An 18492-nucleotide genomic window follows, 5' to 3' on the forward strand; every position below is an offset into this window, starting at 1 on the left:
ATCCCTTAGCAGGATGTTGATTAAAGGGTGAATTTGGAAAATTCGCCTCCAATCGCGAAGCGTACAAGCCTCTTGAGATCATTCGAGATCAGTAAGTGTGTAGCTAAATCCAACAATTTGTATTTTTCAACAGCCTGCTAGGGAGTCGGGGTGAGATCTTTTACCTTGATCTCTAGCTTCGATTTCGCCGTCGAAAGACCACTCCCTCAAATCGGGTTGCCCCAGGAATCCAGGTACGCGAGTTGTTCGACCGGTTTACGAATCAGCGGGCCGTGGCCGCGCCCGACTGGATAGCCGATCGGAATCGCCGCCGCGGTGTACCACGGATCGGGAATCGACAGCACCTGGCGCACCTCCGGCTCGCACTCGCAGAGCAGTGTCGTGAGCACGCAGCCGAGACCCTCGACGCGGCACGCGATCAGCAGGTTCTCGACTGCGGTGTACACCGATCCGCCGCCCACGACGGAAACCCGATCCTGTTTCGCATCGGTGATCGCCATGTTCTTCGGATTGAAGCAGAAGATCGCGATCACCGGCGCCTGGTGAAAATGCTCGCCAAGGTAGTCGCCCGCTTTGAGCGTGCGTTCGGCGCGCGCCCGCGCCTCGGCTGACGCGGTCGCAGGAATCGCGGCGCGGTAAATTTTCGAGTAGTTGATCCATCGCTCGTTGTAGAGACGCCCGATCGGTCCCTTGAGCGCCTGATCCTTCACCGCCACGATTCTCCACGGCTGCACGTTGCCTCCGGTCGGCGCAAAGGTGGCCGCTTCGAGCACGCGATGCAGCACCGCGTCGGGAATTGGATCGGGCCGCAAGCGCCGCACCGCGCGCAACGTGCTCATCGCTTCGTAAGCTCCCATCTCAGCCATGATGCCTGCCTCCTGTGGTCACGCGCGCCGCATCGAAAATCAAGATAGGCGCGCGCGCGCCGACGATAGATCAACCCGCGCCGAGATGCGATTGCCACATGCCGAGCGCCGCGAGCGCAAACAATCCCGCGTCCATCAGTCCGTGCGCGAGGATCGCGGCCTCGAGTCCGCGCTTGATATACAGACGCCCGAACACCACGCCCTCCCACGTTTGCGGCATCATCAGGCCACCGATCAGCAACCCGAGTTTGTTGTGAAGCAACGGTCCGGCGACGGGCACCAGATGGATCATGCCGAATGCGTACGCCTGCAAAATCGTCGCAATCCAGAGCGCGGCTTTGCCCGGGCGCTCGGCGCGCGACAGCCGCGAAATTATCCACGCGAACACCGCCGTCAGCACCAGCCGGAACTGGATCTCTTCGCTGAACGCCGCCGCGATCGCCACCATCGCGCCGACGCCTGCGAGCCTGCCGGGCGCGGTGCCGAGGATCGGCGATTTGGGGAGCGAAATCTGCTCGCCCGCCGGATGCAGAACCATCATCGGCACGATCACGATGAACAGCGCGAGCGCGCCGAGAATTGCCGCGAAGAATGCGTAGCGGAGTGCGATCCAGCCGAGGCTACGGAGCGATTCGGCGGATCGTGCGCCGGCGATTCGCGCGGAAATAATCGGCGCGCCGGGTAAGCCCAAGCCGGCGTTGGACTTGAGCACTGCGGGAATCAGGCCGGTCAGCGCCGACGCGACAATCAGGAATGGAATCGTGCGCGCGACTTCCGAGCGATCGATCGATTTCAGCATGAGCGCGAGCGGGTACTCGAGCAACGCGCCGATCAGCGACAGCGCCATCAGCAGTAACGCTTCGCGGAACAGATTCGAGCGGTTCGCCACGGCGGTTTCGATACGCTTTTACCTGCGCAAATCGATTGGTTGCGAACAGGCGTCGCCGCCCGCGTTGTAGCCGTACACCAACTGCCCGCCGAGATCGGCGCCCGACGCGATCAGCCACAGCAGCGCGAGCAAGCCGGCCAGAAAAACATAGCGGCCGCGCGAGGGCATCGGCCGCGCGATCAGCGCCCACACGGTCAGTAATCCCGTCAGGATCGATGCGGCGATCATCAGATGCTTATGATGATCGAGCAATTGACGCCGCACCGATTCAGCAATCATCACGCCCGAATCGGCGTAGAGGCCCGTCGCGAGCGATACCGCCGCGCCGATCGCGCCGAGAATCAGGATCCAGAGCGCGGTCCACTGAAGCCCCTCGCTGCCGCGAAACCACGCGATCGCATAAACCAGCGCCGCGCCGTACAGAAACGCGATCGGGAAGTGGACGACCAGCGGGTGAATATTCTGCAGGCCGCCGACGCCCGGCAGCACGCGCTCGATCACCGCGCTACTTTACGGATTCGACGACCAGGAAGTTCGCGCCACCCTTGCTGTATTCCTTGCCGGTGACAGTGACTTCGTCTTCCATGCGATGCGTCACGTCGTCGGGCAGCGGCGATTCATCCTTGTTCGGCAGCAGAACATAAATCTTGTCGGTGCCTTTTTCGACCAGCGCGACCGGGATGCCTTTGGCGGCGCATCTGATCGCACACATCTTGTGGCTCGCGCCTTTCGCACCCATCGTGCCGTAGCAGTAGCTGTCTTCGAGATTGCCGGTGACGGATTTGGCGGGTGCATCGGCAGCGAGGGCGACGCCGGCTGCTGTGAGCGCGATCGAAACTGAGATTGCATAAGTTGCGAGCCTGTTCACGATTCACCTCCGCAAATTTTGCGCGAATGTTGCATCGATGCGATCTGCGCCGATCTGCGCGTGCGCATCACGTACGCCGTATAGTTGAGGATACGTTATCGCACGCGGGCCCGAACGGGCCATAGAGAGGATGCTAGCGGCGCGCGGAGCGGGCTTCGACCGCCGAGCTTACGTCGCCACCGCCGAACATCTCGCGCCATCCCTTGCGCCGACGCGATCCTTGCAGGCGCGCGCCCATCCGCTGCAGATGGAGTTGCAAGATTTCCTTCAGCTCTTCGTTCAGCCGCTCGATTTCGATCTCTTCCGGCATCTTCGGACGCGGCTGTCCTTCGGTGATTCCCTGCCGGCGGCGTCCATAGAGCTGCTGCAGCCGCAACTCCGCCTTCGCGAGCATCGCCTTGTACTTGTGATCGAGGCGGCTGAGCGCGTCAGTCATCTCCGCCAGCGCGACGAATCGGCGCCGCATCCGCCACCATTCGAACAGCGTGAGCGCCATCACGCCGAACATGATCAGCGCCGCGATTCCGATACTAACCGCCGTCGCGCGCCACCACGGCAGCAGCTTGAGGCCGCGCTGCAATTCCTGGTTGTCGCCGGTCAGTTCCTGCGTTTGCGCCTGCAGAGTTTTGACTTGCTCTTCGGCGGCGTCGGCCTTCTGTTGCGCCGCCTGCGACTGCGCGTTGAGCGATTCGACCTGGTTCTTCAGCGTCGATACTTCCGCGGCGAACGGCTTGGGCACTTTCAGCACCGCGTCGGCCATCAATTCGCTGTCGGGGTGCAGCCGGTTTGCCTTCGCCAGGTCATCCGGCGTGATACCGAACATCTGCGCGATCGTCCCCAGAGTGTCGCCGGGGCGCACCGTGTAAGGAATCATGCCGGCGGGCACGGGCTTGGCGATCGGCTTGGGCGGCGCGTCTTCAGCAGGCTCGTCGGCAGCTTCGGGATCGACGGGCGCAAGCCGCGTCGCAGGCGCCGGTCGCGGACGGACAGGTCGCGGCGCGGGCGCCGAAGGGGGAATCGTTCGCTCGGAAAAGTCCGATTGCGCAAAACCACTCTGCGCGCTGGCGACGATAACGGCGATCGCAAGCGCCAGTATGATTCTCGATAACGACATCCACTGCGCGTCCATTGTGGGGCGCCCCCCTTAACTATCAGCGTATGCCAAACTTCGTCGTATTTGAATACGGCTAGTGCGGATTCCCGGAATAAAGAAACGTGAAATATTCACGCCAGTCGATGGCCCTAAGGATGGAACGAGCGGCGGATTCGACGTCAATTCGCCTATCATTTCCGCTCCGGCGGATGAAGTGCGGCGTAAGCGGCCCCAACCACGCCGCTCGCTGGCCCCAGCGCCGCGCGCACAATCTTCGCCTGCGAGGCGATCGCCGCAAACGCCCGCACCTTGATTTGCGCGTTCATGGCGTTGCGCATATAGGGCAGGGCGCCGGCGACTCCGCCGCCAATCACCACCAGTTCCGGATTGAAAGCGTTGAGCAGCGACGCGACCGCGATTCCAAGATAGCTGCCCGCGATCGCGAACAGTTCGAGCGAGAGCGCATCGCCGGCGCGCGCCAGCGCCGACATCCTGCGCACCGAGAAATTGCCGCCGTCATCGACGATGTTCTCCGGCAGCGGCGCATCGGGCGACAAGTCCAGGCGATGCACCAGCAAGCCTCGAAGGCCTGAGGCGGAGGCGTACGATTCGAGGCATCCGTGCGAGCCGCAATCGCAGGGCGGGCCGTCGGGATTCACCGTGATATGCCCCAATTCGCCGGCCATCCCGCTCCGCCCGTGCACCAGCTTGCCGCCGACGATCAGCCCGCCGCCCACGCCGGTGCCGAGCGTCAACAGCACTACGTCGCTGCGGCCTCGAGCGGCGCCGCGCCAGAACTCGCCGAGCGCCCACGCGTTAGCGTCGTTCTCGACGATCACCCGGCGGCCGATTCGCGCCTCGAGCATTCTTCTGAGCGGGAACCCGTGCCATGCCGCGACGTGCGGCGCTGCCCTCACGATTCCGGAGTAAACGTCGAGCGGTCCCGGCACCGCGACGCCGATCGCTTTCGGCGAGCCGAGGCCGCGGAGGCGAGCGCTCTCGAGCAACGCGATCAGTTGATCACCGATATTTACTGCGACCGCGATGGCGGCGCGCGATGCGTGCGCCGGCCCGCGATTCATCAGCAGGACTTCGCCGTCAACCGACACGGCGGCGCACCGGATATTGGTGCCGCCCATGTCGAGGCCGACCGTGAACGCGCGCGTCATCGCGGGATGGCGCCGGAATACTTCATCAACGCGAGGTATTCGCGATTGCCGGCGGCGCCCTCGATCGGCGACTCGATCGCGCCGGCAACTTCGAGTCCGATTTCCTCGGCGAACTTGATGATCCCGGCCACCGTTTCGCGGCGCAGATTTTCATCACGCACCACGCCCGATTTGCCGACCCTGCCTCTGCCGACTTCGAACTGCGGCTTGATCAACGCGACGATATCGGCGGGCGCCTTGATCAGCGGCAGCACCGCCGGGATGACCAATCGCAGCGAAATAAAGCTGGTGTCGATCGCCACCAGGTTCGGCGTGTAGGGAAGTTCCGCCTTGGTCACCAGCCGGATATTCATCCGATCCATGATCGTGACGCGCGGATCTTCGCGCAGCTTCATCGCGAGCTGGCCGTAGCCGACGTCGATCGCGATTACGCCCTTGACGCCGCGCCGCAGCAGTACGTCGGTGAATCCGCCGGTCGAAGCGCCGACGTCCATCGCGAGCCGATCTTCCACCGAGAGACCGAAATGCTCGAGCGCGGCGATCAATTTGTACGCGCCGCGCGATGCGTATTCGGGGGTCCCGGCTGTCAGCGAAATCTGCGTCGCCGAATCGACTTTGAGATCGGCCTTGTAGGCGGGCTGTGAATTGACGCGCACCCGGCCCGCCATGATTAGGCGTTGCGCGATTTCGCGGCTGTCGGCAAGGCCTCGGCGCGCGATTTCGGCGTCGAGTCGGAAGCGCGGCAGCGGCTTTGCAGCGCGCCGCGCGCGGATGCCCGGACCATTGTTAGAAGGGGGTTTCGTCGTCGTCCTTTGCGCCGGCAGACTTGATTTCCTCGAGATTTTCCTCAAACGGCAGCGTGCGCAGGTCGCCGCCGGCGCTCCGCGTCAGCAATTCGACCTTGCGCTCGACGTCGTCGAGTTTCTGATTGAGCAATTTGACGAGCACGACGCCGCGCTCGAATGCCTCGATCGATTCCTCGAGCGTGAGTTCGCCCGAATCGATTCGATTGACGATCGCTTCGAGATCCTTCAATTCGTCTTCGAATTTTTTCGCCTTGGCCGCCATCGGCATTGCTAGCTCGACCTCGCCGTCGCGCGTGCGCCGAGCCGTCCTTTCGCGAGCGTGATATCGAGCGAGTCGCCGATCTGAACCGTAGCCGCGTCGAGCACGGCGCGACCGTCGCGCGAATTGATCACCACACTGTAGCCGCGCTCGAGCACCTTGAGCGGCGACAGCGCGTCGAGCTTGCCGGCCATCGCGCCGACCGCACGGCGGCGGCTCTCGAGTGCGCTTTGCGCGCCGCGCGTCAGGCGATCATTGATGCGCTCGATTGCCGCTCGCAATTCACGAATCATCGCGGCGGGACCGCGAAGCCGCTGCGATAGATTCTGCACGACGCGATACTCGCCCGCGATTCGCGACGTGATCGCGCCCGCGAGTTCCGCGTCGAGACCGGCAATCCTTTCGCGCGCTTCGAGCAGCAGGCCCCGCGGATGCCTCAAGCGGCCGGCGAAATCGTCCACCGTCTCGCGCAAACTCGAGATTTCGCGCTCCATCACGGCGCGCATCGCAGCCTCGATATTGGCGATGCGCTCCTTGAGCTCGGCGTGATTTGGCACCACCAGATGCGCCGCCGCGGTCGGCGTAGGCGCGCGCAGGTCGGCGACGAAATCGGCGATCGTGAAATCGACTTCATGGCCAACCGCCGAGATTACTGGAATCGCCGAACGCGCGATCGCGCGCGCGACTTTTTCTTCGTTGAAAGCCCACAGATCCTCGAGCGAACCGCCGCCGCGCCCAACTATCAGCACCTCGGCGCGGCCGTCGCGATTCAGATCGGCGATCGCCGCAGCGATTTCGTCGGCCGCACCAGCGCCTTGCACCTTCGCGGGCCTGAACAGCACGCGCAGGTTGGGGAACCTATCGAGCATCACGCGCAGCATGTCCGCGAGTCCGGCGCCGCCACGCGCCGTGACGATCCCGACCACGCGCGGCAGGTAGGGCAGGGGGCGTTTGCGAGCCTGTTCGAACAGCCCTTCAGCTTCGAGGCGGCGCTTCAGTTGCTCGAACGCGACTTGCAGCGCGCCGACGCCGCGCGGCTCCATCTCTTCGGCATAGAGTTGCAACGCGCCGCGCGAATCGAAGATGCTCACGCGCCCGCGCACGATCACTTCCATGCCGTCGGTGATCTTGAAGCGCAGCCGCGTGAACGCCGACTTGAACATCACCGCGCTGATCGCGCCGCGCTGGTCTTTCAGCGTGAAGTAGAAATGATTGGACGGCGCCAGGCGAGCATTCGAGATCTCGCCCACCACCCAGTATTCATCGAGGTTGGATTCCAGCGCGTCGCGGACCCGCCGCAACAGGTCCGATACACTGATCAGGCCGGAGCGGCGGCCGCGCAGCACGAGATCGAGCTGCCCGTCCATTGCTCTAACCTATCAGAATCGCTCTGGGCTCTCCTACAACGCGGCGTCGATCGATTAACGATTCGCGCATCCTAGCTAGGCGATCTCAGTCCGGGCGGCGTCGGCCGGATAGCATCTCGTCAAATTCGCGGCGACCCGAATCGTCCAGAGTTGTCCAACTTGGCTTGCTCTTCGTATTTTTGGGTAAACTGCCCCTACACTTGAGTGGACCTGTATCAATTGGAATCCTGTTCGCCGGTCATTTCTTTTCATGAGCCACTTTAAACATGTTTCTCTTGACTCCAACCGATTCACGCCGTATTCTTTTCGCATACAATCGAGAGAACCCCAACGGACGCAAAACGAGTGTCTCCGCAGGAATGTGGGGTTATGCGACCAAAACCGGGACTTCGGGGAACGCAGCTAACCTTTAGAGCTTTGCGGCTTTCGTTTGTTTCAACGGATGATCGGTCTGCGCGCTTTGCTGCTCATCGGTCCTGTGCTCATCACCGGTAGCATCACTTGCCGAATTGGTATCTGCCGTAAGCTCGCGAGTGCCGCTAGCCGGTTGGTAAGAAATCTTCTCCGCTCCAATGTCCAAAGGACAAGAAAGGCGGTCGGTAATGAAACTTCGGCGAACAGTTGGGGGGCATGTAATCTACGCATCGCTGCTGGTCTGCGTCATTGTCCTTTACTTCCAACAGGTGACGCTTGCGCAATCACAGAATCCGATTCAGCTCGAAAATGCCAAAACGGGCACCACCGCATGGCGATTGAGCAATCCCGCGACAACTCGGCAGATCGAAGGCTATGCTTCTGCTAACAGCATCAACCGTGGCGATTCGATCAGCTTTTTCGCCAACACCGCGGATCCCACCTTTACTCTCGAAGTCTTTCGCATGGGATGGTACGGCGGGATTGGCGGCAGGCGCATCACCCAGCCGATCACTCTTACGGGTCACGTCCAAACGATTCCCACCCCCGACCCAGTAACCGGGATGACGGAATGTGACTGGCAATTTCCATATACGATAGCCACCTCCAATCTTGACCCGACTCAGTGGGTTAGCGGCTTCTATCTGGTCAAGCTCACCGGCTCTGCCGGCCAGCAGCGGTACATTCGTAGTGCGCGACGATACCAGGAATTCCGATCTCCTGTTCAACGTAAGCATGAATACCTACGAGGCCTACAACGCATGGGGTGGCAAATCGCTTTACACTTACAACAGTACCGCAAGCATTCCTCAAGCCCAGCAGGGGGGGCGCCGGCCTGAATTCCGCGGTCAAAGTTTCTTTCAGCCGTCCTTACGACGGTAGTTGGGGAGCCGGACAGTTATTGAATTTCGACTTCGACATGATCGGGTTTTTGGAAAAGGAAGGGTACGACGTCGCCTATCAGGCCGATGTCGACACGCATTTGAACCCCGCTTCGTTAACCCGGCATAAGGGATACATGTCCGTCGCACACGACGAATACTGGACGCTGGAAATGAGGCAGAACGTCACGAGTGCCCGCGATCACGGCATCAACCTGGCTTTTTTTGGCGCCAACTCGATTTACTGGCAAGTTCGATATGAGCCTAGCCCCATCAACGGTGCTCCCAACCGCACCCTCGTGGGCTACAAGCAAGATGCCGCCAAAGACCCGGCGGCCCAGAATCCCGCTACCTATCCACAGATCACCACTCGATTCCGTTCGCCGCACGGCAACTTGCCTGGTCAACCTGAGGACGCGCTTGTGGGTGTTATGTACGACTATGGGCCAGTTGACACCGATATCGTCGTGGTTAACGCGGCTCATTGGATCTTTGCCAACACTGGGCTACAGAACGGAAGCAAATTGACTGGATTGCTCGGCTACGAGGTCGATCGCGAGTTCGGCAATCAGCCGGCCAACACGGTCGTGCTGGCGCACTCTCCATATACAACAAAATCGGGCAGCACCCAGTTTGCGGACATGACCATCTATCGGGCATCAAGTGGAGCATGGGTGTTTGGAGCAGGCAGTATCCACTGGGACTGGGGTCTCAGCGACATCTCTCCTTGGGGACCTTCTTCGTCGCGGGTCAGCGCGCCCGCACAACAGATGACTCGCAACCTGCTGAATCAATTTGTAACGGACACCGGTGCGACACCCACCCCATCAAAGACGCCGACCTCGACTCGAACTTCCAGTCGAACGGCGACTCCGACGATCGCTGCGACTCCGACGGTGAAGCCAACTTCAACAGTTGTCGCAACACCGACCGCATCTCGGACGGCAACCCCGACTCCGACCGGCACGCCGACGAGGGTCACGCTCCGCAGCATCGGTACTGGCAGCACAAATATCGGCGGCGGCAGTCAGGTTGTGATTACCAGGCCGGCCAACTTGCAACCTAACGATCTGATGATTGCTGAAATCGCGGTGCGCGGCGGAACCGGCACGATAATTACCCCGCCTACCGGATGGACACTGGTACGGCGCGATAACTCAGGCTCGAGTGTCGCACAAGCGGTCTATCGCCGGCTGGTTCCAAGCTCGCCGCCCGAGCCCACCACTTACACCTTTGCGTTCTCGGCCGGCAACGACGCTAAAGGCTTTGGCATCGGAGTCGCTGCAGCCGATCTACCTCTATCGACCAGCGGTGCGACCGGCAACAAGGTCGCTACTGCGGCTTCGGCCGCGGCCAACGTGGGTTCCTTGCTAGCTCTGTTCCCGCAATCTCCAGCCCCATAGTCTAATGGAGGCAATGAACTGTAACGATCCATTATGTGAGCGCCGGACAGAAAATCCCTCAGTGAAGCGGCCGAATCGACCGTCCGCTGCATTGATCCCAGTTGAAGTACCATGATGCCGACGTCGGTACCGCGATCTGCGAGCGGCGGTAAATCCGCCTTTGTCATGTTTTTCGGTCCTGGTTGTGAATGAACTAGAGCAGGCTTTCGACAATCGACTTGGCGAGCGGTTCGCGATATCGCATCCGGCCGAGATAGAGCGGTCCCGCAATTCGTTGTAACGATCGCTCGTTGGTCCGCGTAGCGGGCGATTCCTCCTGATCGACATCGCAAAGGATAAGGCCTGCCACCTTGAGCGACTTCGCCTCCATGTAGCTCAGTGCAAGCGTCGCAGCGTTGATGCATCCGGGACGATTCGCGGCCACCGCGACGACTTCCAAATCGAGCATCGCGGCGAGATCGGCAAAGTCGGTTCCCCATGCCACCGGATCGGCAAGCCCGCCGGCGCCTTCGACCAGCAGTGCGTCGCTCTGATTGGCGATTTCGCGAAAATATCGCGAGATAGTTGCGATATCGGGTGGCGGCGATTGCTCGACTTCGGCGGCGACGGCCGGCGCGAGCCGCGAGCGATAGCGATAAGGACAAATCGTCTCGAGCGGTATCGCGCACGAAGCCGCCAGCGCCAGCGATTGCGCGTCGGCCGAGTACAATTCTCCGTCACGGTCGATACATCCAGTGTCGACCGGCTTCATCACGCCGACTCGCATCCCGCGCGCTCTAAATGCGAACCCGAGCGCGCATCCGATCGTCGTTTTGCCGACGCCACCCTCCGTGCCCGTGATTAGAAATCGCCGGCCCATCTTCTTCACCTGGAGCGCAAATTAGGAAAAAATCGTACTAGCGAGCACAATGATGCTCGCGAAACGTCCCAATTGAGCCCCCTTTTCGATGCGCGCGCAATCGCCGCATCCGAAGTCGCGGAGGATTATCGATGACCGCAAACAGCATCATAGAAAAATGGGAAAAGGCGCGCATCCGCCACAGCCATCGACACTCGCCAGTTCGGAACATCAACAAGCTGCACGAAGAGGAGTTCACCCGCGGCCAGCAGATCGCCGACCGGCTGGCGGCAGTGATGGGCAGTTGGCCCTTCATCGTTGTCCAGTCGGTCATGCTCGCGTTCTGGATCAGCCTGAACGTCATCGCTTACATCAACCATTGGGATCCTTACCCGTTCATTCTGCTGAATCTCACGCTGAGTTTTCAGGCCGCGTACGCCGCGCCGATCATCATGATGTCGCAGAACCGGCAAGCCACGAAGGATCGCCTGATGGCGGAGCAGGACTACGTCGTCAATATCAAGGCGGAGGACGAAGTGAAGTCAATCATGGCGCATCTCGAGCAGCAGGACGAAGTCATGATCGACATCCTGCGGCGGATCGAAGCGCAGCATCAGACAATCATGGGACGACTCGACGCCACGCCGCCGGATGGCAACTCGCCGCAGGCGTGATCCTCGCCGCCGCGGATTGCGGAAAAGCAAACGCGCCGGGCATCGACGAGATGTCCGGCGCGTTTTTCGTCATGCTCGCGACTTGGTACTATTGTGGTTTGGTGCTCGATTCAGCCGCCGCTTCGTGCTGCGTCTCGCCCTTGGCCAACTGCAGCTTGAAGGTGTTCCAGTGCTTCAGAATCTCGATCGCGCGATCGAGTTGCACGTCCTTTTCTTCCTTGGGCTTTTTGTCGTCGCCCTTGGCCTTCTTGGCGTCCTTCCCGTCGCCCTTTTGCTCATCGGCCTTCGCGTCGCCCTTCCGATCGTCACCTGGCGCAGCGCTTTGATCGCCGGGCTTGGCGTCGGGGCTCTTCGAGGTATCCTTGCCGTTCTTGAAGTGATGCGGCAAATCGGCCTCGTGAATTTCTGCGCCTTCATTGATTTGCGCGCCCTGCAACTGCAATGACGCGAGCGTCGCCTTGGGCGGTTCTACATCGACGTCAGGCGTGATACCGACAGCCTGGATCGAGCGCCCGGTCGGCGTGTAGTAGCGCGCGGTGGTGAGTCTCAGCGCCGAATGATCGTCGAGCGGCAGGATCGTCTGCACCGAGCCTTTGCCGAAGGTCTGCGTGCCGACGATCACCGCGCGCTTTTGATCCTGCAGCGCGCCGGCCACGATTTCGCTCGCGCTGGCGCTGCCGCCATTAACCAGCACGACCATCGGATAGTCGTCGAAGCCTTTCTTTTTGTGCGAGAAGTACTTCTGCTGCTGATTGTCCTGCCGGCCTTGCGTGTAAACGATCAGGCCGCCGTCGAGGAAATCATCCGATACTTTGACCGCCTGGTTCAGCAGGCCGCCCGGATTGTCGCGCAGGTCGAGCACCAGTCCCTTGACCTTGCCGTGATCCTTGCTCTGAAAATCGTCGATTGCTTTTTCGAGCGTGTCGTTGGTGCTCTCCTGGAAGGTCGTCACGCGCACGTAGCCGTAGCCGCCGTCGAGGGTCTTCGACTTGACTGACTGAATCTTGATCACGTCGCGCGCCATCGTGACCGTGAACAGTTCCGGCAGCCCGTTGCGATGCAACAGCAGCTTGATCTTGCTGCCCTTGGGCCCGCGCATCTGCTTCACGGCTTCGGTCAGCGACATGTCCTTGGTGAAGTCGTCGTTGATCTTGATGATCTGATCGCCGGCCTTGAGTCCCGCCCGATAGGCAGGCGTATCTTCGATCGGAGCGACCACGGTCAAAGTGCCGTTCTTGATCGTGATCTCGATACCGAGACCGCCGAAGCTGCCGCGCGTTTCCACTTCGAGGTCGCGATACAGGTCGGGCGTCAGGTAGGCGCTATGCGGATCGAGCGACGCGAGCATGCCTGTGATCGCGCCGTCGATCAGGCGTTTGGTCGAGACCGGCTCGACGTAGTTTTTCTGCACGATCGCGAGCACCTTTGCGAAGGTTTCAAGCTCCTCGTAGGTGTCGTTCGGCAACGCCTGCGCGCGGCGCACCGCGACGGCCTGGATTACCATGAAGCTCGCGATCAGGCAGACAGCCAGAGTGATGGACCATCGATGTCGTGTAGTTACTGACATTTCCCTCTGATATTCCGCGTTTATTTTTGTGGGTTACGTCATTTAAGCAGAAGGCGCGGTCGATTGCACCCCATGCGGCGCGGCCTGCTGCTTGTTTACGGTTTTCGCATCCTTTGAATCCAGCAGTTGTTGCAGCGCATCCTTCACGTCAGGCCGCGACCAATCGAAAGCGCCCATGTGATGCGCCACGATCCGGCCGCCGCGATCGATAATGAAAGTCTCGGGCACGCCCGCCAGATCGTAACTCTCGCCGACCTTGTTCTCGGGATCGAGCAGAATCGTGAAGTGATAGCCGTTCTTCTCGACGTACGGCGCCACCGCGGCGCGGCCGCGGGTGTCCTGGCTGACGGCGAGCATCACAAAGTCATGATTGTTTTTGAAGCCGTCGTAGAGCGTTTCCATCGAGGGCATTTCCTGCCGGCACGGCCCGCACCAGGTGGCCCACAGGTTCAGAAAAACAACTTTGCCGCGCAGCGATTCCAGCGACACCGATCGGCCGTCCAGCGCTTCGAGCTTGAAGTCCGCCGCCTTGTTTCCCGCCGCCACCGGCGCCTCCGAGCCGAGTCCCGCAACTCGATTTACGCGCGGGCCGCTCAGCCACACCAGCATCAAGCCCGCGACAATCACGAAGGCCGCGACGATGTACAATGTCCGGTTGCTGATGCTCATGGCTCAGGCCCGCAGCGCCTCTTTCGGTTGACTGATCGCGCCGGGCTCATTGTCCGCGGTCATCCACAGCGCGATTCCGCCGCCGAGCATCATCACGATCGCGATCAGTTGCGCCTCGCTCAATCCAAAGAGGACCCGCGGATTGACCCGGATAAATTCCACGATGAAGCGCGCCGCGCCGGCCAGCACGAAATACCAGTAGAGCAACCTGCCTGCCGGATGAGACGTCTTGCGCATCGACCACAAAATCATGAACACGCCGATATAGAGGATTGTTTCGTAAATCGGCGCGGGATGCACTCGCACGCCGGGGAAAAATCCCGAGACCAGGCGGTTGTGCTCATCAAGCTTCAGCACCGTCGAGGAATTCCATCCGATAATCGCGTTCGGAAATGACATCGCCCACGGCACCGTCGAGGGCATCCCCCAATCGCCGTCGCCCGAGAGCAGGCATCCGATACGCCCGATCGCCTGGCCTATCGCCAGCGCCGGCGCAGACAGGTCCATCGTCACCGTGAAAGGAATTCGATACCATCGCGATACCAGGAAAACGCCAGCGAGCCCTCCGATCAGTCCACCATAAAAGACGAAACCGGCGCCCGAAAAAATCATCGACATCGGATCGTCGAGGTAGCCGGGCAGATCGTCGAGGATCGCGTAGATGCGCGAGCCCAGGATTCCTGCGAGCGCCGCGACGATTACCATCGACGATGAATACTCGGGATTGAGTCCGCGCCGCGTGCAGTCGATCCGGATGACGTAGTCGGCGGCCAAAAAGCCGAGCGCCATCATCAGGCCGAACGCATAAACCGTCAGGGGGCCTAAGTGGAACAGGATTGGATACATGACTAGTTATGATTATACGATTTGACGGGCCGTGGCGAAGCTCGCGGTCTCACAGAAGAATTCTAGTTATAAGTACCTATAAGATGCAAACGTGCGCATAGTGCTACAACGCGTCAGTCGCGCCGAAGTTAGGGTAGATGGCCGGGTGATTGGCGCGATAGGCCGCGGCTTTGTAGTGTTGCTCGGCGTAGCCCGCGACGATACGGAGGCGGACGCCGATTTCATGGCCGATCGAGTGCTCGGGATGCGCGTGTTTGCCGATGATAATCAAAAGATGAACCTCGCGCTCAGCGCGGTCAATGGCGCAATGCTGGTCGTGTCGCAATTCACGCTGCTCGCCGATACCGACTCTGGACGGCGTCCGTCGTTCACGCCCTCCGCGCCGCCGGAACTTGCGCGCCGCCTCTATGAATACTTTCTCTCGCTCGTGCGGAAGTCCGATGTTAAAGTCGAGCAAGGCGAGTTCGGCGCGATGATGGAAGTCGAACTGGTGAACGACGGCCCGGTCACGATTATTCTCGATACGGCGAGTTCGAAAGGGAGGAACGGCTAGCATCGATGCCACGCGCGGGATTTTATACCGTCGAGTCGGGGAAGATTTCGTTTCGGCGCGACGGCAACTGGTACAGCGACGACGAACGGATCGACAATCCGCGCATCGCGCTGCTCTTCAGCCAGAGCATCAAGCGCAATCCCGACGGCAGCTACTATCTGCAGGTCGCCGAAGAGCGCGCGTCGATCGCAGTCGAGGATACGCCATACGTCGTGCGGGCGCTCGAGGACGACGAGTTGGGCGGGTTCGCGATGATCCTCAACGACGACACGCGCGAACCGCTCGATCCGGCGGCGCTGGAAATCGGCGACGACAATGTGCTGTATGCGCGCGTCAAGGGCGGCATCGATCGCGCGCGGTTCCTGCGCTCGGCCTATTATCATCTGAGCGAACGCTTCGAATCCGACGAGGCCGGTCGCTTCTACGTGAATCTCAGAGGCAAGCGCTATCCGTTGAAGTCCGCACCCAACGCCGGCGTATCAGGTAACTGACGGCTCTCCTCGATGCATCTCGTTGAGCCTAATCTGCACATCGTATTGGTGCGCCCGGAGATTCCGCAGAACACCGGCTCAATCGCGCGGCTCGCGGCGGCTACCAGAACCCGGCTCCATCTCGTGGGGCCGCTCGGTTTCTCGCTCGAAGATCGTTACCTGAAGCGCGCGGGACTCGATTACTGGCCGCTGGTCGATTTGCGAACCTATCCAGGATGGGACGAATTTGCCGCGGAGCATCCGAATCCGCCGGCCAAATTTTTCTCGGCGCACGCATCGAAGACGCACCTCGAGGCTGATTTCGCGCGCGGCGATTTCGTGTTCTTCGGCAGCGAGACGCGCGGCCTCGGGGCTGAGTTTATCGCGGAGAGAATCGAGCGCTGTTACCGGATTCCGATCTTCGAGCCGGGAGTCAGAAGTCTCAATCTGTCGAACGCGGTCTCGATCGTCGTGTACGAGGCGCTCCGCCAAACCGGGATGCTCTAGCGCTGCCGGCGAAGCCAGATCGGGATCTTTCGACTCCGGCAGCCTTCCCCATTCGACTACGCTCAGGGCTTCGGCTCAAGATGACGGAAGAGGGGGCAGGCTCCGCCAGATGCTCGATCACTTCGACCATCACCAGTGAGTCGCGCTGCGCAATCATTCGCGCCGGAGTCGGATCACTTGCCGATGCAGAATTCGCGGAAGATCGCGTCGAGCACGTCTTCGCTGCTGACGTCGCCGGTGATCGCGCCGAGTGCGTCGGCCGCAGCCATCACTTCGACTGCAACTATCTCCGGCGGGATCGCGGCGAGCGCTGCGTCGCGCGCATTCTTGAGGGCTCCCAGAGCCGTCGCGAGTGCTTCGCGATGACGCGCGCGCGAGATCGCGATTCCTTCCGGCGCAGGCACTGCGACGAGCGCATCGACCATTTGCGCAAGCTCGGAGCGCAGCGGCGGCGCCTGCTCAGCATGAATCGCCGAGATCGCGAGGATCGGAACGCGCACGCCGCGTTCGCGCAACTCGTCGGCGGACAATTTTGAGGGCAGGTCTTGTTTGTTGAGGATCGCGAGCGCGGCGCCGTCGCGAGTGCGATGATCGTGGATTAGCGCGATCACGTCCGCATCTTCGGCTTCGAACGGCCGCGACGAATCGAACACCGCGATGATGAAGTCGGCGTCGCGCGCCGAGCGAAGCGTGCGCTCGATACCGATTCGCTCGACTTCGTCGCCGGATTCGCGCACGCCTGCGGTATCGCTGAGCACGAGTGCATACGGGCCAAGCTGGATGCTGTCTTCGATCACGTCGCGCGTGGTGCCCGGCACGGCGGTGACGATCGCGCGGTCGGTACCGAGCATCAGGTTGAGGATGCTGGATTTGCCGGCGTTGGGCTTGCCGACGATGGTCGCGCGCACGCCGTCGCGAATCAGGCGGCCGCGGGCGAAGCTGTCGTGCAGGAGCGCGACGTCGGCGATCAGCCGTTCGATGTCGGCGGCGACCGTGCGCCGCGATGGCATCGCGATATCTTCGTCGGAGAAATCGATCTCGACTTCGAGATGCGCCCGAATCGCGATCACCTGGGCGCGCAGATGCGCGACGCGTTCCGAGAGCGCGCCTGACAGATGAGATAGCGCCTGCGCGAGAGCAGAATCGCTGCGCGCGGCGACGATATCGGCAATCGCTTCGGCCTCGGCCAAATCGATGCGCCCGTTCAGAAAAGCGCGGCGGGTAAATTCGCCCGGCTCGGCCATCCGCGCGCCCGCCGCGCCCGCCGCGATCGCGAGCGCGACGACGCGCCGCACCACCAGCGGTCCGCCGTGGCATTGCAACTCGGCGACGTCCTCGCCGGTGAGGCTCGCCGGATGCGGCATCGCGACCGCGAGCGCGCGATCGATGAGCGCGCCGGTGGCCGGATCGATCACGTCGCCGAGGTAGAGTTTGCGCGGTTCGCGTGCGCCGGCGCGTGGGCGAATGGGATGCCAAATCTTCGCGAGGATTTCGAAGGCGCGCGGCCCGGACATCCGCACGATCGCGACCGCGCCGGCGCCGACTGGCGTGGCGGGGGCGACAATCGTGTCATTGAGGTACATTGAAGAGAGGCTAGCATCGCGGATGGCGGGCTCGAAGCCTGCGTCATCGGCATCTCCAACAATCGAGTCGAGGTCAGCAAATATGATCCGCGTGATGTATCGATGGACGATCAATCCGGGCGACGAGGAACAGTTCATCGAGCACTGGAAGGGAGGGACGCATCAGATTCAATCGCACTGCGAGGGCGCGTACGGCAGCTTCCTGATTCACAGCCGGAAAAATCCTGCGCAGTATTTCGGGGTCGCGCGCTGGGAAAGCAGGGAGGCGTGGAAAGCCGCGCAACCGATTATTATCGGATTGAAACTGCCGGGGCCGCTGCCGGAGACCACCGAGTTCTACGACGAACTGGCCGACATGCCCGGGGAGCATCCGCGCAAGAGCGAACTGCCATAGCCGCGGCGGAGGATTTCAGGAGTCTGAAACCCCTCACGGGTTTCAGACTCCCTGGGGCGACGCGAAGCCGACTTCGGGCCGCAGGGCCGAATCGCACTATGATAGAGATGCGGGCTTCGCCCTGTTAGTAAAAGACGAAGAGAAGGACGGCGGTCGCGCTCAGAGTTTGTGAAGATTTTGTCAGTGTAACCTTCTGTCATTCCCGCGCGTGGCTGCCGCGCGAGGAATCCCGGAGCGATGCGCGCAGAATAAAAGATCCGGGATTCTTCGGCGTCGCAGCCTTAGCCTCAGAATGACAAAGTTGGTCAAGCTCGCTCGGTGCAGAAAAATTCACCAGCTCTCAAGAATGACGGAGAGAGCAGCCTCCGTTCGAGGG

The 18492-nt window shown here is 61.3% G+C and carries 20 protein-coding genes and 1 pseudogene; 7 read left to right on the forward strand and 14 right to left on the reverse strand.

Annotated elements, in window-relative coordinates:
- Positions 1 to 206 precede the first annotated feature (206 nt).
- From Q7S58_RS10865 to xseA, 9 genes are all read right to left on the reverse strand, one after another.
- Complete coding sequence (locus Q7S58_RS10865) at positions 207 to 866, reverse strand: nitroreductase family protein (protein ID WP_304824925.1); 660 nt, start codon at positions 864 to 866, stop codon at positions 207 to 209.
- 70 nt (positions 867 to 936) lie between these two features.
- On the reverse strand, positions 937 to 1755 hold the full coding sequence (locus Q7S58_RS10870) for a type II CAAX prenyl endopeptidase Rce1 family protein (RefSeq protein WP_304824928.1): 819 nt from the start codon (positions 1753 to 1755) through the stop codon (positions 937 to 939).
- Between the two features lie 18 nt (positions 1756 to 1773).
- Positions 1774 to 2256 carry a DUF2231 domain-containing protein gene (locus tag Q7S58_RS10875; RefSeq protein WP_304824931.1) on the reverse strand — a complete coding sequence of 161 codons (483 nt, stop codon included), beginning with the start codon at positions 2254 to 2256 and terminating at the stop codon, positions 1774 to 1776.
- A 4-nt stretch (positions 2257 to 2260) separates the two neighbouring features.
- The gene (locus tag Q7S58_RS10880) at positions 2261 to 2623 is read right to left on the reverse strand and encodes a hypothetical protein (protein ID WP_304824933.1); all 363 of its coding nucleotides are present in this window, start codon (positions 2621 to 2623) and stop codon (positions 2261 to 2263) included.
- A 133-nt stretch (positions 2624 to 2756) separates the two neighbouring features.
- On the reverse strand, positions 2757 to 3752 hold the full coding sequence (locus tag Q7S58_RS10885; RefSeq protein ID WP_304824936.1) for a LysM peptidoglycan-binding domain-containing protein: 996 nt from the start codon (positions 3750 to 3752) through the stop codon (positions 2757 to 2759).
- Between the two features lie 155 nt (positions 3753 to 3907).
- Positions 3908 to 4885 carry an ROK family protein gene (locus Q7S58_RS10890; RefSeq protein ID WP_304824938.1) on the reverse strand — a complete coding sequence of 326 codons (978 nt, stop codon included), beginning with the start codon at positions 4883 to 4885 and terminating at the stop codon, positions 3908 to 3910.
- A complete protein-coding gene (locus Q7S58_RS10895; protein WP_370655503.1) occupies positions 4882 to 5658 on the reverse strand; it encodes a TlyA family RNA methyltransferase in 777 nt (258 codons plus the stop codon). Before Q7S58_RS10895 ends, Q7S58_RS10890 begins: the two co-directional genes overlap by 4 nt.
- Before the next feature lie 13 nt (positions 5659 to 5671).
- Entirely contained in the window at positions 5672 to 5953 is a 282-nt protein-coding gene (locus Q7S58_RS10900) for an exodeoxyribonuclease VII small subunit (protein WP_304824944.1), read from the reverse strand.
- A gap of 8 nt (positions 5954 to 5961) precedes the next feature.
- Positions 5962 to 7317: an exodeoxyribonuclease VII large subunit gene (gene xseA, locus Q7S58_RS10905; protein ID WP_304824947.1), complete on the reverse strand. Its 1356-nt coding sequence runs from the start codon at positions 7315 to 7317 to the stop codon at positions 5962 to 5964.
- An 878-nt stretch (positions 7318 to 8195) separates the two neighbouring features.
- Here xseA and Q7S58_RS22160 point away from each other — a divergent pair.
- Both Q7S58_RS22160 and Q7S58_RS10915 read left to right on the forward strand, forming a co-directional pair.
- Positions 8196 to 8613, forward strand: a pseudogene (locus Q7S58_RS22160) (N,N-dimethylformamidase beta subunit family domain-containing protein).
- Positions 8498 to 10015 (forward strand): N,N-dimethylformamidase beta subunit family domain-containing protein, encoded by a 1518-nt coding sequence (locus Q7S58_RS10915; protein WP_370655500.1) that lies wholly within the window; start codon positions 8498 to 8500, stop codon positions 10013 to 10015. Before Q7S58_RS22160 ends, Q7S58_RS10915 begins: the two are co-directional and overlap by 116 nt.
- Before the next feature lie 193 nt (positions 10016 to 10208).
- Here Q7S58_RS10915 and bioD read toward each other — a convergent pair whose 3' ends face one another.
- Positions 10209 to 10874, reverse strand: a complete 666-nt coding sequence (gene bioD, locus Q7S58_RS10920; RefSeq protein ID WP_304824956.1) for a dethiobiotin synthase — start codon at positions 10872 to 10874, stop codon at positions 10209 to 10211.
- A 131-nt stretch (positions 10875 to 11005) separates the two neighbouring features.
- On the opposite strand from bioD, the gene Q7S58_RS10925 reads away from it, so the two are divergent.
- On the forward strand, positions 11006 to 11527 hold the full coding sequence (locus Q7S58_RS10925; protein ID WP_304824959.1) for a DUF1003 domain-containing protein: 522 nt from the start codon (positions 11006 to 11008) through the stop codon (positions 11525 to 11527).
- 88 nt (positions 11528 to 11615) lie between these two features.
- Here Q7S58_RS10925 and Q7S58_RS10930 read toward each other — a convergent pair whose 3' ends face one another.
- Genes Q7S58_RS10930 through Q7S58_RS10940 form a run of 3 tightly spaced genes read right to left on the reverse strand, consistent with a single transcriptional unit; the run spans position 11616 to position 14609 of the window.
- Positions 11616 to 13094: a S41 family peptidase gene (locus Q7S58_RS10930; protein ID WP_304824962.1), complete on the reverse strand. Its 1479-nt coding sequence runs from the start codon at positions 13092 to 13094 to the stop codon at positions 11616 to 11618.
- 42 nt (positions 13095 to 13136) lie between these two features.
- Positions 13137 to 13763 carry a TlpA disulfide reductase family protein gene (locus Q7S58_RS10935; protein WP_304824965.1) on the reverse strand — a complete coding sequence of 209 codons (627 nt, stop codon included), beginning with the start codon at positions 13761 to 13763 and terminating at the stop codon, positions 13137 to 13139.
- Between the two features lie 3 nt (positions 13764 to 13766).
- A complete protein-coding gene (locus tag Q7S58_RS10940) occupies positions 13767 to 14609 on the reverse strand; it encodes a prolipoprotein diacylglyceryl transferase (RefSeq protein ID WP_304824967.1) in 843 nt (280 codons plus the stop codon).
- A 91-nt stretch (positions 14610 to 14700) separates the two neighbouring features.
- On the opposite strand from Q7S58_RS10940, the gene dtd reads away from it, so the two are divergent.
- Genes dtd through Q7S58_RS10955 form a run of 3 tightly spaced genes read left to right on the forward strand, consistent with a single transcriptional unit; the run spans position 14701 to position 16139 of the window.
- A complete protein-coding gene (dtd, locus tag Q7S58_RS10945) occupies positions 14701 to 15162 on the forward strand; it encodes a D-aminoacyl-tRNA deacylase (protein ID WP_370655501.1) in 462 nt (153 codons plus the stop codon).
- Between the two features lie 5 nt (positions 15163 to 15167).
- Positions 15168 to 15653 (forward strand): DUF1285 domain-containing protein, encoded by a 486-nt coding sequence (locus Q7S58_RS10950; protein WP_304824969.1) that lies wholly within the window; start codon positions 15168 to 15170, stop codon positions 15651 to 15653.
- Positions 15654 to 15665: 12 nt separating this feature from the next.
- Positions 15666 to 16139: a tRNA (cytidine(34)-2'-O)-methyltransferase gene (locus Q7S58_RS10955; protein WP_304824972.1), complete on the forward strand. Its 474-nt coding sequence runs from the start codon at positions 15666 to 15668 to the stop codon at positions 16137 to 16139.
- Between the two features lie 173 nt (positions 16140 to 16312).
- Here Q7S58_RS10955 and mnmE read toward each other — a convergent pair whose 3' ends face one another.
- On the reverse strand, positions 16313 to 17722 hold the full coding sequence (mnmE, locus tag Q7S58_RS10960) for a tRNA uridine-5-carboxymethylaminomethyl(34) synthesis GTPase MnmE (RefSeq protein WP_304824975.1): 1410 nt from the start codon (positions 17720 to 17722) through the stop codon (positions 16313 to 16315).
- A gap of 82 nt (positions 17723 to 17804) precedes the next feature.
- Between mnmE and Q7S58_RS10965 the strand changes: the two genes are divergently transcribed.
- Positions 17805 to 18116, forward strand: a complete 312-nt coding sequence (locus Q7S58_RS10965; RefSeq protein ID WP_304824978.1) for an antibiotic biosynthesis monooxygenase — start codon at positions 17805 to 17807, stop codon at positions 18114 to 18116.
- The last annotated feature ends 376 nt before the right edge of the window (positions 18117 to 18492 follow it).

The organism is Candidatus Binatus sp., from assembly GCF_030646925.1.
In the GTDB taxonomy this organism is placed as follows: domain Bacteria; phylum Desulfobacterota; class Binatia; order Binatales; family Binataceae; genus Binatus.

Bases quoted from the DNA above. Each gene is read 5' to 3' on its own strand.
- Q7S58_RS10865 (WP_304824925.1), bottom strand. From the start codon at position 866: ATGGCTGAGATGGGAGCTTACGAAGCGATGAGCACGTTGCGCGCGGTG.
- Q7S58_RS10885 (WP_304824936.1), bottom strand. From the start codon at position 3,752: ATGGACGCGCAGTGGATGTCGTTATCGAGAATCATACTGGCGCTTGCG.
- Q7S58_RS10890 (WP_304824938.1), bottom strand. From the start codon at position 4,885: ATGACGCGCGCGTTCACGGTCGGCCTCGACATGGGCGGCACCAATATC.
- Q7S58_RS10900 (WP_304824944.1), bottom strand. From the start codon at position 5,953: ATGGCGGCCAAGGCGAAAAAATTCGAAGACGAATTGAAGGATCTCGAA.
- xseA (WP_304824947.1), bottom strand. From the start codon at position 7,317: ATGGACGGGCAGCTCGATCTCGTGCTGCGCGGCCGCCGCTCCGGCCTG.
- bioD (WP_304824956.1), bottom strand. From the start codon at position 10,874: ATGGGCCGGCGATTTCTAATCACGGGCACGGAGGGTGGCGTCGGCAAA.
- Q7S58_RS10925 (WP_304824959.1), top strand. From the start codon at position 11,006: ATGACCGCAAACAGCATCATAGAAAAATGGGAAAAGGCGCGCATCCGC.
- Q7S58_RS10930 (WP_304824962.1), bottom strand. From the start codon at position 13,094: ATGTCAGTAACTACACGACATCGATGGTCCATCACTCTGGCTGTCTGC.
- Q7S58_RS10935 (WP_304824965.1), bottom strand. From the start codon at position 13,763: ATGAGCATCAGCAACCGGACATTGTACATCGTCGCGGCCTTCGTGATT.
- Q7S58_RS10940 (WP_304824967.1), bottom strand. From the start codon at position 14,609: ATGTATCCAATCCTGTTCCACTTAGGCCCCCTGACGGTTTATGCGTTC.
- Q7S58_RS10950 (WP_304824969.1), top strand. From the start codon at position 15,168: ATGCCACGCGCGGGATTTTATACCGTCGAGTCGGGGAAGATTTCGTTT.
- Q7S58_RS10955 (WP_304824972.1), top strand. From the start codon at position 15,666: ATGCATCTCGTTGAGCCTAATCTGCACATCGTATTGGTGCGCCCGGAG.
- mnmE (WP_304824975.1), bottom strand. From the start codon at position 17,722: ATGTACCTCAATGACACGATTGTCGCCCCCGCCACGCCAGTCGGCGCC.
- Q7S58_RS10965 (WP_304824978.1), top strand. From the start codon at position 17,805: ATGATCCGCGTGATGTATCGATGGACGATCAATCCGGGCGACGAGGAA.